The following is a 12,718-nucleotide window of genomic DNA, read 5'->3' on the forward strand; positions in this document are numbered from 1 at the left end:
TTATCCATCTCCTCTCCTGTATAATGGCGACATGGCTCTAAGTTTTTCTACCACCCCGGGCAAAACCTCAAGCACATATTCTATGTCTTCTCTTTTTGTATCTTTTCCCAGGCTTAAACGCAAGGAGCCATGAGCGATTTCCGGTGTTATACCCATAGCCAGCAGGACATGGGAAGCCTTGAGGGATTTAGAAGAACAGGCCGAACCGCTGGAAGCCATTATCCCCTGCTGGTCAAGAAGCAGCAGCATAGATTCGCCTTCTATATATTTAAAACATACGCTCACACAGCCAGGTACCCGGTTCTCGGGATGTCCGGTAAAGATAACATCCGGTATCCTGTCTTTTATCCCCTGCCGCAAAAGCTCTTCTAGTTCCCTTATCCTTTTTTCCATCTCTTCTCTGTTTTCCAGTATAAACTCTGCTGCCCTGCCTAATCCGATTATCCCCGGAGTATTTTCCGTTCCCGCCCGCATTTTGTTTTCCTGTCCCCCGCCGGTTAACAGGCTTTCTACTTTTACCCCTTTTTTAATATAGAGGCAGCCGATACCTTTAGGCCCGTAAAACTTATGGGCAGAAAGGGAAAGCATGTCTATCCCCAGCTCTTTTACATCCACCTTTATCTTCCCCACTGCCTGCACGGCATCGGTATGAAAAAGGCTTCCGTTTTGGCGGGCTATATGAGCCAGGGTTTTGATATCCTGAACTGTTCCCACTTCGTTATTGGCATACATTATGCTAACCAGAACGGTTTCCGGCTTAATCGCCTTCTGAAGGCTTTCCGGGCTTACAGTCCCATACTGGTCAACCGGCAGCACGGTTACTTCAAAACCTTCCTTTTCCAGACGCAAACAGGTATCTAATACCGCATGGTGTTCGATAGCCGAAGTAATAATATGGTTGCCTTTCTTCCTATTAGCCCTGGCTCCACCAATTATAGCCTGATTGTTCGCTTCGGTCCCACCGCTGGTAAATACAATCTCTGAAGGCTCGGCATTTAAGAGCCGGGCTACTTTAAGCCTGGCTTCTTCTACTTTTTCCCTGACCTTTTGAGCCGGGCTGTAAATAGAAGAAGGATTGTAAAAGTCTTCTCTAAAGTAAGGATGCATAGCTTCCAGCACTTCCGAAGCTACCGGAGTGGTAGCATTATGATCCAGATAGACAAGTTTCACTTTCATCTCTCCTTTAGCAGTTTTTGTTCGTTTTCTAATAAATCCAAAAGAGAATATTTATCCAGTACTTGATTGATAGCATCCCTTACTTCTTCCCAAATTATGCGGGTAACACACAGGTCAGCCCTATCACAAATACCTTTTTTCGCCTGACTTACACAATCTACCGGTGCCATATCTCCTTCCAAAGTCCTTATTATTTCACCTACCGTAATCTCCCCAGGGCTTTTGCCCAGGGTATAGCCCCCTTTGGCTCCCTTACTGCTTCGGACTAAACCTGCCTTTTTTAAGCCGGTCATAATCTGCTCTAAATAGCCTTCGGACAAGCCTTGACTGGCCGCAATAGAGGCAATAGAAACCGGCTCATTTTCTCTGCTGGCGCGGGCAATGTCTATCATGGCCCTCAGGCCGTACCTTCCGCGAGTAGAAAGTTTCATGTAAATTTTCCTCCTTAAAGCTTGAGTTATCTGCTTAAATCTATCATCATCTCCAGTGCTTTTAAAGCTTTCCCCCTTATCTCTTCCGGCACGGTTATAACCGTTTCCCGGTTTTCCAAGGAATAAAGGATTTTCTCCAGGGTTATGCTCTTCATGTTAGGACAGATAAGCTCATCAGCAGCCAGAATAAACTCGGCATCTGGCCTGGCTTTTTTAAGAGGATATAAAATTCCTTCCTCGGTGCCGATGATAAATTTCCTTTCCGGAGAGATCTCGGCATATTTTATAATTCCACCTGTACTGCCGACATAATCAGCTTCCCTCCAAATTTCCGGCTCACACTCCGGATGTACCAGCACCAAGGCATCCGGGTGCGCCTCTTTTAAAGATTTAATATTACCGGCGGTAAGTTTTACATGTACCGGACAGCAGGAAGGATATTTCTCCATAACCCGGCCGGTTTTCTCTTCGATAAAGCCGGCTAAATTGCGGTCAGGAATAAACATGATATCGCGCTCCCCGTCTAATTTAGATATAATTTTTTCCGCATTAGAAGAAGTTACACATACATGGCTCAATGCTTTTACCGCCGCCGGAGTGTTTACATAGCTTACCAGCATAACTTCCGGATTCTTTGCCTGGTATTCCTTGATTTTTTCTACATCTACACTATCGGCCATGGGACAGGTAGCCATAGGTTCTGGGGAAAGGATAGTTTTATCCGGGCATAATATAGCCGCGGTTTCGGCCATAAAATCTACTCCCGCCACCAGGATAGTATCCTTGTCCGCTTCCCGCGCCGCCAGAGCCATGGCATAGGAATCGCCTACAAAATCTGCGATTTCCTGCACTTCTTTCCGCTGATAATAGTGGGCAATTATAAAAACTGATCTTTCTTTTTTTAACTTTTTGATAAGATCCATCATCTCTTTTTCCTTTAGCATTTTTTCTCCTCCTCAGAAATCTTTAACATTTCTCTAACTAATACTATATCACTAATATATCATAATTCCTAGTATTTTGGTAGGAATTGTTGATATTTTTTGCTAACTATTGGCTATCTTATGTCAGGGAAACTTATTTTAAAAATCTTTTATCAATATTGTTTCCTACCATCAGACTATATAATTGCTTTTTTATTAAATTTACACTTTCTTTACCATGTAAATCTATTTTCTTAAATAAACTATCCCTTTATATTTACTTTTCCCCCTTATAATTCTTACCAAGCTTAACTAAATAAGTATAACAGGAGGAAACAGGCAGTGAAGCTAAAAAATAAGCTTTTTCTTACCGCAGCCTTAATTATTTTCGGAATAACCATACCTTTTACCCTTTTAAACCTGTCTTGGCAAAAAGAGCAGCTAACCTCCCTCATAAAACAGCAGGCAGTAGTTTCCGCCCAGAATGTTGTACAGCAGATGAATGTCCTGCGAGCAACTACTGATGCCCGGGATTTTGATAATAAGCTGAACTATTACCTTGCCAGACAGCGGGCCGAATATTTAAAGGAGCACGGCTATAATGTCACCCAGTATCTTATAGACAGCCAGAATAACATATTGCAAATAAGCGGGGAAGAAAAAAATATTCAGTTTAAACCGGAAGAAACAGCAGAAATGATAAAACAACAGAAAGGAACTAGCGAAAAGGAAAAGTACATAATATCCTATGCGTATTCGGCAGATAACCAGATATTAGCCCTGCTGGTTTTTAAAAAAGCGGAGATTTTTAAACCTGTATACAGATTAAAGTATATTATGTATTCCCTGGCAGTAATAATAACCTGCTCAGCTTTTTTAATCTTTTCCCAGAGCATAAAAAAAATCGTAAATCCTCTTATCGACATAAGTAAAACCGCAGAACAGGTAGAAAAAGGACAGTTTGATACTTTCATTTCCTCCCGTACGGATATAAAAGAAATAGCTATGCTCAGTAAAAGCTTTAATCAAATGCTTTCTTTCCTGCAGCAGTTTTTCGATAAGATTACCTATTCCGTAGCAAAGTTAAATGCCAGCAGTACGGAGTTTAAAACTTCGGCTGAAGAAAACCGTAAGGCAGCTAAAAATATAAAAAACGAGGTAGAAGATATTAACTACCAAATAAGTAAACAAAATGAATCTATAACCAGCATAAAAAATTTCATGGATGAGCTGGCAGCAGCTGCCGGGGATATAAAAAGGCAAAACGAAGAAAGCATAAAAATAAGTGAAAATATAATTCAGGCTACCCTGCAGGGAGAAGAATTCCTTCTGGCTACACATGCTAAAATCCTTGCCACCGATAATTATGCAGCCGCTTTGCGAAAAATAGTGGATGAAACCGAAAAACATCTCCAGAACCTTAATGATATAAATACATCTATTGAAAAAATATCTTCCCACACCGGGCTTTTAGCCTTAAATGCCACTATAGAAGCAGCCAGAGCCGGTGAGCATGGACGCGGTTTTGGCGTAGTTGCAGAAGAAATCAGCCAGTTGGCATTAGATGCGCGCAATTTTTCCCAAAAAGCCTTTTATATGCTTGATCAGACCAGAAAATCATTTGCCAGCCTGTTAGGAGAATTTAATAATATGTACCAACTGATAAAAAATGTAAATAACCAGATTGAAGATACGCAAAAAGTATTTGCTATCATCAAGCTTGATATAAATGAAAGCTTTGCTCATATTGAAAATGCAGCCCATTCCAGCAATACTTTGCTTAATAACCTGCCTGCGGTTGCGGAAAAACTTGACCACATATGCAGGCAAAATGAAGAAGTATCTGCCCGGCTTGAGCATATACTCCAGTTAACTAAAAAGCAGTATATAAACAGCCAGGATCTCAATAATAAGACAGATGACCTTGCCTTGCTAGCCAAGGAACTGCAAAATCTGCTGTATATGTCTTCTTCCCAGAATTCCCTACCTGATAGCGGGGCTGATAAGGCAAGCTAATATGGTCCCTGATTTATTTATAAACATAATACTTGGGCCGGGAACGGGATTTTACTATTTTGGGCCGGCATTCATTTTTGCATTCCTGTACTATATTTATGGTAGGAAAACAAGGAGGATATGGACAAGGCGGATGCGGTTTAGGGGGAATAATGCTTCCTCTTGGACACCAGGCAAATAAAATTATGCACTGGCTGATAGAACGGGAACAGCTTTTAACCGTTTCCATAAATTCAATCAGTATCTGGGGCTTTAAACTCTCAAGCCCGCTAAAATCAACTATACCGCAATCATGCAAATCTATAAAAGTGCCAAAAGAATAAACGGCATGAAATCCATGTACCGGCTGGCAGGGCATATCAGCTATATAGAGTATCTCCTGTTCTATATGTCCGCGGATAAAAACCTTTTTTCCCCGGGGACTATCAATAAGTTGGTAAACATCTATTTTTACCCCTGGCTTAACATCAACAATTCTAGCCATATCAGGCTTATCCCGGGGAATTTCTATACATTTTTCCACTATAAACTGATTTGAAGCAAGTATTTGTTCCGGTTTGGGAAATGATAATTTATCACCAGAATAATCAATTTTTACAGGCATTATTTATCCACCCTTTTTATCATACCTTTTACTAAATTATGAGTTTTTAGCTAAAAAAGTTACTAAAAAAACAGGGACGGTTAAGTAATCCCTGTTTTTTTATGCTTATTTTCCACTTATAGGACAGTTTCCATACATGCTGCAGTTTTTACACCCCGGCATATAATTATGGTGATGATGGTTTCCCCCTTCCCCGCTTGAACAAGGATCGGGAGGACAAGGAGGGGGTACATGATGGCTTTTCTTAGGCCACCATATTAAAAGTATTACACATTTGGCTATTTCTTTAGGCCCGGTTTTTTTGGCACATACATATTCTACTAACACATGAGGATTATTTATATCACAGGTACTCCATATGCAGCTTGATGATATTTCTTCAAAATGGCAGAAAGGAATAGTAAAGTGGGCGGCATGTACTGACTGGCAGGGAACATCGGCCACATAGATTATCTTCTGTTCAACATAACCTTTTATCACCAGTTTTTTGCCTACCGGGGTATCTATAACCACACATTCATCTACTACCGGATGTACCTTCACCTCTAACAGCTGTTCTATCGGGGGTTTAACACAGGGAACAACTAGATGTTCATTGATGCTTATCTGTTTGTAGTGGCAGATATGATCTCGGGGCGGATATCTTTCAGGTAAACCATGATACTCAATCTTATCAAACATTTTTATCATCCTTTCTTCATGGGCTTATTCCATAAAAGCATTATCACACAAAGCTTTTTTCTTACTTATAAAATATTCAAAACGCAAGACTTTTGTTTTCCTCCCGCTTAGAAACGGTAACCCCCATTTGCCTTTTTACATAAAATACATCAGGCAAATAAATGTAAATTAATTCAATATTTAAAAAGTATTAAGGAGGTTTAATAATGACTCTGATGCCTGCCAGTGTAGTGGAACTCTGTCCCGCTTATCCGGATAGAGTCGCCAAGTATTTTAAGGAGATATTTGTATCTGATGTGGTAGAAATTCCTGTTCAAAAGCCTTCCGCTGAACAAATAGTAAATGTCGATGTCAAAGCTGAACTGGTTGATGTCCAGACGGTTACGGTAACTCTTCCTTTTGATCCTATACCGTATCAGCCTAATCCCGGAAACAAAATCTTTGTTGCCGGCAATATCTATTTGGGAATCCAGTATTCTGCTTTAACTCCCGATCAAAAGGTACACTTCTTCCGTGCTCAACTGCCTTTCCAGACTATACTTTTAAATGACTGCGGCCTGCTCATTGATCCTCATGACTCCATATTCACCAGTGGTTATGTCGTTCATGTCTGTATTGAAAAACTGATTAAGAGGCAGATAGATGAACGCAAAATGTATTTTGAGCTGCTGCTTCTTATCTGGGCAGAAGAAATATCATAAAGGAGGGCTCATAAAGTGACTTGCTTAAATGATACTGTAAGCTTATCTGATGTATTATGTCCTACCCACCCTGAACAGCATTATTTTACGGAAATAATTATATGTGAACATTTATATATACCGCCTCAAAAACCGGATAAAGAACTGATCACCAATGTAATCAAAAATTTTGTGGTTACGAGTGCCGAAGTTATAACTGTAGACCTGGGAGACCGCGAAAAGAAACTGCGTAAAAAATTAGTAATAAGCGGCACCTTGAAACTTGGCATTGAATACTCAGCTGATATGCCTGAACAGCAGGTACATTTTGCCCACTGGGATATCCCCTTTCAGGGAATAATAGGCTATCGTCCCTGTGATCCTTATACTAACCGCGGCCTCATAGATGACCCTGACTTCGATATAGAAGACTATAAAATTCATATATGCCTGGAACATGAACAATACCATCAATTAAGCAAAAGAGAGATAAAAGCGGTTCTGGTCCTTTTAATCTGGCTGGAGAAAAAATAATTCTTTAAGGAGGTAATTATATGCTTACTTTTACCGGGGTATTTACGGAAGTGCCTATTGACAGCAAACTGATCATCCCCCCGCAAAAACCCCCAATGGAATGTATATTAGATACCATGGTTGATATAGAAATAACCAAAGCAGAAGTAATAGACACTCCTTTAGTCTATCCTGAAGACACTTCCCTGCAGCTTAGAAAAGTTATTATAACTGGTATAGCTAAAATAAAAATTAAATATTCTGCTCTTGTAGATGACCAGCAAGTACACTTAGCTCACTTTGATGTTCAGTTCTGTACCCTTATCGAGTGGCCGGGAGGCCCACCGCAGGGAACCCCAATCATAGTTAAACCTGTCATCGAAAAAGCTATCTTTATAAAAGAAGATGAAAGAAGGATTTTCAAAGCGCTCCTGATCCGCCTGGAAGTATATAGAAAATAATAAGGCAAATAGTAAATTATTAATTTAAGAGCCTCCAAACGGAGGTTCTTATTGTTAAAAACTACCTTAAGGAGGATAAGTGTAATGGAGAAATACTGCACAAGCGGCCAAACCAGCTTTGAACTTTGTCCCCGCCCCGGCGATGAAATAGATTACTACACCCAGTTACCTCTAAATGGAATCGTAGAAATACCAAGCAACAAACCTCCTAAAGAACAAATTTTTAATACTATGCATGAAATAGATATAACTAAATTTATAACCATAACCGTAAAAAAGCCGCCGGGGAAAAAAATTCTTACGGTAGGAAAATTTATGATAGGAATCGAGTATATAGCAAAAACCGAAGACCAGAAAGTGCATTTTGCCCACTTTGATATTCCTTTCCAGGCCCTGATAAAGAATAAGGACGGATCACTTCTCCCCCTGGATTTTGATATTAGTCAGTATATAGTACATGTTTGCGTGGAATACGAGCAATATTCGCAAATCGATGAGCGCACTATCTCTTATGAAATAATACTTCTTATCTGGCTTAAGAAAAAAACCTGATAAATGAGAGGGGATAAATATGTGGGATGAAATCGTTATAAACCATAATCTTACTATACCAGATAAAAACCCCCCTATGGAAAAGCTTTTGGGGTATATGATCCGCTACCAAATTACCAAAGCAGAAGTCATCGATACCAGACTTATGACTGATGACCAGCCTCCTCTGCCTGTACGCAAAGTTATTATAGAAGGCTTAGCCCAAATTGTCATAAAATATGTAGCTGATGTACCAGACCAGCAGGTACATGGAGCCCATTTTGAAGAACCATTTGCCAAACTGATAGAATGGCCTGGAGGCCCTCCCCCTGGCAGTCCTATATGTGTAGAAATCACCGAAGAACATGCCCAGATTCATATGATAGATAACAGGCACTTATCCAAGGTAATCGTTATTCATATTGATATAACCCAGAATAATCCTTAACCGAAAGGAGGGTAAAAATGGCAGTCGAATACTTTTCTCCTGGTTCCTACATCATTCCTATGGATACTACCTATCAGAATGGAGCCGCTATCGACACCGGCATGATAAGCGCCTATGGCCTGGTATATGCACTGCTCAAGCAGGGGATTCCGGTCAAATGGGCTATTAAGCCGGGGAAAACTAGTGTTGACGATACAGACTTTATTGCCTCAGCTCAGGATATACAAACTTCTGCTATAATAAACAGCCACAACTACTCCGGAGGCCCTTTTATAATCGATTTCAGCTATGCAGCTTTAGCCCTTCCTATAATTCAATCATGGCAGCTTAATCATTCGGTAACTGTCCATCAAGCAACCGCAGCTTTTACCGCTCCTGTTGCCATGACCCTCAGGCGGGCTCCTCGCATAAGTATAGAAGAGCGTAATGCTCGAGTAATAATAAAATATCTTAACAGTGCAGGAATTCCTGATTCTAATGGAAATGTGTGGACTACCAGTTCCCCCGATGTGCTTGACCATGCCACTATTGCCAATTATGGTTTTTTAAGCAGTGCAGCTGATCCATGCAAAAGATTAAAATATGACATATTCCTGTCGGCCCATACCAATGATAGGGACTGGTCAGGAAATAACCCGGTAGAAGTTGCGGCCCGCGATGCTTTAGATACATTTTTGCGTATAGGCGGCATGCTGCATGCTACCTGCCACTCGATACAGAGTATTGAAAATATTGTAGGTCCTTTTATAACCAGCACATTTTCCGTAGCTAATCAAGGAGATACCTTTTTCGTAGAAAAACCTGATTTCCCTTTAACCCAGGCTGTTTCTACCCCAACTGCCCCCAGCCGTCCGGGAGGAGCTGTAAACACCTGGACTGCAACCTATCTGCCTTCCGCCCAAAGGCTGGCTTATTTTAGAAGAGGAACTTTAAATTATGATTTTCTAGCCGCAGGCAGCTATAAAGGCGGCACGGGAGCAGGTAAAATCGTATATGAAGGCGGGCATGAGTACACTTATGATATGAAAAAACCTTATACTCATACAGCTAATACTGACATGATTTTTTTGCGTTACCTTCTTAATTCCGTACTCTTTTCCGTAGGCAAACCTCGTATTGCACTTAATGCTTCACCTTTAAATATACCGGTTGGGTTTCCAAGTAACGTGGTCTTTTCTCTGGATAATGAAGGAGGCAGTGAGGCCACCTCAGCTTCGGTTACTATCACCCTGGCTCCCTTTGCAACCTATAATTTTGACGCCAGCATTCCCCCCACCAGTATAGTAGGGCAAACCCTTACCTGGGATGAAACTGCTCTTTCCGGGCATACCGGCCCTGGTACCATACTGACTTTTACGGCCAGTGTAACACCTCCCAGTCCCGGCTTTAACACCGTTGCTTCATACTATACCTATTATGATGACAACTTCAATGAAAGCTACTCACTAAATTACTGTACTTCTATTCAAGCTACTCCGGGTGCCGCACCTTTTCTTGATAAAACGCCGGCTTATCAAACTGTAAATCCCAATAACATGATTACCTGGTCTATTACTTTGGGCAATTACGGTACCTTATCTCTGAATAATGTAGTGGTAAAAGATACCCTGCCTCCGGAATTTACTTTTGTATCAGCTGTGCCGGCTCCCAGTTCAATTGTAGGCAATGTTATTACCTGGAATATGCCCCCTATTCCACCACTTAATCCCGCCGCCTATACTATCACCCTTACTGTTCTGGCACCACCGGCAACTACCCGCACATTTATAAACCAGGTTACCATGACCGGTACAGATACTTCCCCGGCCAGCTACAGCATAACTGATACAGCTGAAGTTAGCATAATAAACCGTCCTCCCCAGGTTACAGTATTAAATCCTAATGGGGGCGAAATAATCTGTAACGGAACTACCATTACCTGGGTGGCATCTGATCCGGATGGAGATCCTTTAACCTATAAAATTCAGTACTCAACCGATGGAGGAGCTAGCTATAACACTCTGGTCAGCGGACTTACTGCCATGTCTTATGTTTGGAATACGTCAGGGCTTCCCAGCAGTGGCAATTATCTCATTAAGGTTATAGCTTCGGATGGAGAATTAGAAGGAGAGAATACATCAGACAGTACATTTACCATCGATAATACTCCTCCTGCGGTTAGCTGGATATCACCAATAAACAACAGTTTTATAAAAGGTTATATAACACTTAAAGCAAGTGCTACTGATAATGTAGGGGTTACCGAGACTGTTTTTGAATATTCAAATGATGGCGGAATAAACTATAACCTTATTGCTATTGTAACTACTTCATTTGATAACGTCTATGCGGTTTCTTTTGATACCACTTTACTTCCTGATGGGCCTTATAAGCTGAAAGTAACTGCTTTTGACGGATGCTCAAATACTACTGCCAAAATCCTCGATATCGTAATCGATAACACCCCACCGGTGGTAAATATAGTTTCACCACCGGATGGTTCTACGGTTTCAGAGGTAGTAGACCTCCTGATATCTGCCCATGACAATGAATGTCTGGCTAAAGTAGATATATATATCGATGATGTGCTCGTGCACACAGAAATAGTAGGCAATGATACGGATATCCAGTTTATTTACGAATGGGATACGGCACAATTTGCCGAAGGGGCTCATGTAGTAAAAGCAGTAGCAACTGACTGTGGAGGGCTTACGGCAGAAACTTCACACACTTATATAATAGATAATCTGCCTGATCATTATACTCAGATTTTGATAGATGGAACCCTTGAAATACCAGTATTAAAACCTGATGTAGAAAAAATTATAAATTTTGAAGTTATAGCCGAGATAGATTCTATAAAAACTATTAAAACCCTGGAAGGAACGAAAGTCATTATTAGTGGGCATGTAACATTTGAAGTAACCTACAGCTCAACATCTGATGATCAGAAGGTGCATTTTGCCCATTTTACCAAACCATTTTTAGGCTATATTATCTGGCCTGAGCTGCCGCTTGATGCCGAGCTGTGTCCTGTAATTATACTGGAACACAAACAGTATCACCTGCTAAATCCCCGCACTATAAGAAAAAGTGTAGTTCTTTTTGTCGGGATCAAGCTATGTTGATTATGTTAAATAATAGATAGCGAAAAAGCCTGGCTGTAAAAGCCAGGCTTTTTAAGGCTGAATAAAGTAAAAAGACGCTTTTTTAAGCGTCCCTATTTTTTATATATGGTGCCCGAGGCCGGGGTCGAACCGGCACGGTTGTCACCAACCGCGGGATTTTAAGTCCCGTGCGTCTGCCTATTCCGCCACCCGGGCATGTTAATCCTTCTTCTATGGAGGGCGGGACCGGATTCGAACCGGTGAATGGAGATTTTGCAGACCTCAGCGTTAGCCACTTCGCCACCCGCCCCCGTAAAGGGTTTATCTCTCACGCAGGATTTATTATAACAGCTTTTTTCTTATATTGCAAGCAAAACCTCGAGGTTTTAGCCAGGTAAGTAATTTATATAAAACACTGGACAAGTTTTTATAACAAAATAAAAGCGTTACTCGCGTAACGCCTGTTTTACTTTATGGAGCGGAAGACGAGATTCGAACTCGCGACCCTCGCCTTGGCAAGGCGATGCTCTACCACTGAGCCACTTCCGCTTATCATGGTGCCTCGGGGCGGAATCGAACCACCGACACGTGGATTTTCAGTCCACTGCTCTACCGACTGAGCTACCGAGGCAGAAACTATTATGTTTGTCTTGCCGCATTGATTATTATATCCACCTGGTTTTAGATTGTCAACCTTGTGATTTTAAATTCTTTTTTATGGCGGAGCTGACGGGAATTGAACCCGCGATCTCCGGCGTGACAGGCCGGCATGTTAACCGCTACACCACAGCTCCGCAACGATGTTTATTATAGCATCTATTTTAAAAATAGTCAAAGGTTTTTCATTTTTTTGATAGTGTCAACTTTTTATAGGATATTTATAAATTAATGACCACTCTATTTTGGTTTATAAATTAGATGTTCCATTATGCATATCTTTCAAACATTTAAACATTGGTATCACTTTACCTTTGCTTAATATGGGCACATTATTTAATTGTTCACGTGTTCTGGTAAAGGTATTGCTGACCTTTAAGGCCATAGCTTTTTCTAGGCTATAGCTTTTCTTTGGTTCCTGTTTTAAATGCTTCAGGCTGATCTTGCCGCCGCTACTTAAGTATGCTCGCAGTTCAGCCATTGCTCGCAGTCCTTCCCGACTCCAACCCAT

General features: G+C 41.1%; 12 protein-coding genes, 5 tRNA genes and 1 pseudogene. 7 read left to right on the plus strand and 11 right to left on the minus strand.

Going from position 1 to position 12,718, the window contains the following annotated elements; all coding sequences use genetic code 11:
- From nifS to nadA, 3 genes are read right to left on the minus strand one after another with little or no spacing between them, the layout of a single operon-like run.
- Entirely contained in the window at positions 1 to 1,176 is a 1,176-nt protein-coding gene (gene nifS / locus BUB92_RS05930) for a cysteine desulfurase NifS (RefSeq protein WP_073091526.1), read from the minus strand.
- Positions 1,173 to 1,607: an RrF2 family transcriptional regulator gene (locus BUB92_RS05935; protein WP_073091528.1), complete on the minus strand. Its 435-nt coding sequence runs from the start codon at positions 1,605 to 1,607 to the stop codon at positions 1,173 to 1,175. Before BUB92_RS05935 ends, nifS begins: the two co-directional genes overlap by 4 nt.
- Before the next feature lie 26 nt (positions 1,608 to 1,633).
- Positions 1,634 to 2,551, minus strand: a complete 918-nt coding sequence (gene nadA / locus BUB92_RS05940) for a quinolinate synthase NadA (protein ID WP_073091530.1) — start codon at positions 2,549 to 2,551, stop codon at positions 1,634 to 1,636.
- A 321-nt stretch (positions 2,552 to 2,872) separates the two neighbouring features.
- Here nadA and BUB92_RS05945 point away from each other — a divergent pair, with 321 nt between their 5' ends.
- Positions 2,873 to 4,546 (plus strand): methyl-accepting chemotaxis protein, encoded by a 1,674-nt coding sequence (locus BUB92_RS05945; RefSeq protein ID WP_073091533.1) that lies wholly within the window; start codon positions 2,873 to 2,875, stop codon positions 4,544 to 4,546.
- Positions 4,547 to 4,559: 13 nt separating this feature from the next.
- Here BUB92_RS05945 and BUB92_RS05950 read toward each other — a convergent pair whose 3' ends face one another.
- Both BUB92_RS05950 and BUB92_RS05955 read right to left on the minus strand, forming a co-directional pair.
- Positions 4,560 to 5,150, minus strand: coding sequence for a DUF3794 domain-containing protein (locus BUB92_RS05950; protein ID WP_073091535.1), 591 nt, complete (start codon positions 5,148 to 5,150; stop codon positions 4,560 to 4,562).
- Between the two features lie 105 nt (positions 5,151 to 5,255).
- Positions 5,256 to 5,831 (minus strand): DUF3794 domain-containing protein, encoded by a 576-nt coding sequence (locus BUB92_RS05955; protein WP_073091537.1) that lies wholly within the window; start codon positions 5,829 to 5,831, stop codon positions 5,256 to 5,258.
- Between the two features lie 206 nt (positions 5,832 to 6,037).
- Between BUB92_RS05955 and BUB92_RS05960 the strand changes: the two genes are divergently transcribed.
- From BUB92_RS05960 to BUB92_RS05985, 6 genes are all read left to right on the plus strand, one after another.
- The gene (locus tag BUB92_RS05960; protein WP_073091540.1) at positions 6,038 to 6,532 is read left to right on the plus strand and encodes an SPOCS domain-containing protein; all 495 of its coding nucleotides are present in this window, start codon (positions 6,038 to 6,040) and stop codon (positions 6,530 to 6,532) included.
- A 15-nt stretch (positions 6,533 to 6,547) separates the two neighbouring features.
- On the plus strand, positions 6,548 to 7,045 hold the full coding sequence (locus BUB92_RS05965; RefSeq protein ID WP_073091542.1) for an SPOCS domain-containing protein: 498 nt from the start codon (positions 6,548 to 6,550) through the stop codon (positions 7,043 to 7,045).
- 20 nt (positions 7,046 to 7,065) lie between these two features.
- Positions 7,066 to 7,485 carry a DUF3794 domain-containing protein gene (locus BUB92_RS05970; RefSeq protein WP_073091544.1) on the plus strand — a complete coding sequence of 140 codons (420 nt, stop codon included), beginning with the start codon at positions 7,066 to 7,068 and terminating at the stop codon, positions 7,483 to 7,485.
- A gap of 84 nt (positions 7,486 to 7,569) precedes the next feature.
- Positions 7,570 to 8,037: an SPOCS domain-containing protein gene (locus BUB92_RS05975; protein WP_073091546.1), complete on the plus strand. Its 468-nt coding sequence runs from the start codon at positions 7,570 to 7,572 to the stop codon at positions 8,035 to 8,037.
- 19 nt (positions 8,038 to 8,056) lie between these two features.
- Positions 8,057 to 8,464 carry an SPOCS domain-containing protein gene (locus tag BUB92_RS05980; RefSeq protein ID WP_073091548.1) on the plus strand — a complete coding sequence of 136 codons (408 nt, stop codon included), beginning with the start codon at positions 8,057 to 8,059 and terminating at the stop codon, positions 8,462 to 8,464.
- Positions 8,465 to 8,481: 17 nt separating this feature from the next.
- The gene (locus tag BUB92_RS05985) at positions 8,482 to 11,571 is read left to right on the plus strand and encodes an Ig-like domain-containing protein (protein WP_073091550.1); all 3,090 of its coding nucleotides are present in this window, start codon (positions 8,482 to 8,484) and stop codon (positions 11,569 to 11,571) included.
- Positions 11,572 to 11,677: 106 nt separating this feature from the next.
- Here the strand turns inward: BUB92_RS05985 and BUB92_RS05990 are convergent.
- The 6 genes and pseudogenes from BUB92_RS05990 to BUB92_RS06015 all read right to left on the minus strand — a co-directional run.
- Positions 11,678 to 11,766: transfer RNA gene (locus tag BUB92_RS05990), tRNA-Leu, on the minus strand.
- Between the two features lie 18 nt (positions 11,767 to 11,784).
- A tRNA-Cys gene (locus BUB92_RS05995) sits at positions 11,785 to 11,860 on the minus strand.
- Between the two features lie 164 nt (positions 11,861 to 12,024).
- A tRNA-Gly gene (locus BUB92_RS06000) sits at positions 12,025 to 12,099 on the minus strand.
- A 6-nt stretch (positions 12,100 to 12,105) separates the two neighbouring features.
- Positions 12,106 to 12,181, minus strand: a tRNA-Phe gene (locus BUB92_RS06005).
- 87 nt (positions 12,182 to 12,268) lie between these two features.
- A tRNA-Asp gene (locus BUB92_RS06010) sits at positions 12,269 to 12,344 on the minus strand.
- Positions 12,345 to 12,457: 113 nt separating this feature from the next.
- Positions 12,458 to 12,718: pseudogene (locus BUB92_RS06015) on the minus strand (UPF0236 family protein); the annotation flags it as partial.

This window comes from Thermosyntropha lipolytica DSM 11003 (assembly GCF_900129805.1).
Classification (GTDB): Bacteria; Bacillota; Syntrophomonadia; order Syntrophomonadales; family Syntrophomonadaceae; genus Thermosyntropha; species Thermosyntropha lipolytica.

Coding starts and splice junctions, on each gene's coding strand:
- nifS (WP_073091526.1), bottom strand. CDS start 1,176: ATGAAAGTGAAACTTGTCTATCTGGATCATAATGCTACCACTCCGGTA.
- BUB92_RS05935 (WP_073091528.1), bottom strand. CDS start 1,607: ATGAAACTTTCTACTCGCGGAAGGTACGGCCTGAGGGCCATGATAGAC.
- nadA (WP_073091530.1), bottom strand. CDS start 2,551: ATGCTAAAGGAAAAAGAGATGATGGATCTTATCAAAAAGTTAAAAAAA.
- BUB92_RS05950 (WP_073091535.1), bottom strand. CDS start 5,150: ATGCCTGTAAAAATTGATTATTCTGGTGATAAATTATCATTTCCCAAA.
- BUB92_RS05955 (WP_073091537.1), bottom strand. CDS start 5,831: ATGTTTGATAAGATTGAGTATCATGGTTTACCTGAAAGATATCCGCCC.
- BUB92_RS05960 (WP_073091540.1), top strand. CDS start 6,038: ATGACTCTGATGCCTGCCAGTGTAGTGGAACTCTGTCCCGCTTATCCG.
- BUB92_RS05970 (WP_073091544.1), top strand. CDS start 7,066: ATGCTTACTTTTACCGGGGTATTTACGGAAGTGCCTATTGACAGCAAA.
- BUB92_RS05975 (WP_073091546.1), top strand. CDS start 7,570: ATGGAGAAATACTGCACAAGCGGCCAAACCAGCTTTGAACTTTGTCCC.
- BUB92_RS05980 (WP_073091548.1), top strand. CDS start 8,057: ATGTGGGATGAAATCGTTATAAACCATAATCTTACTATACCAGATAAA.
- BUB92_RS05985 (WP_073091550.1), top strand. CDS start 8,482: ATGGCAGTCGAATACTTTTCTCCTGGTTCCTACATCATTCCTATGGAT.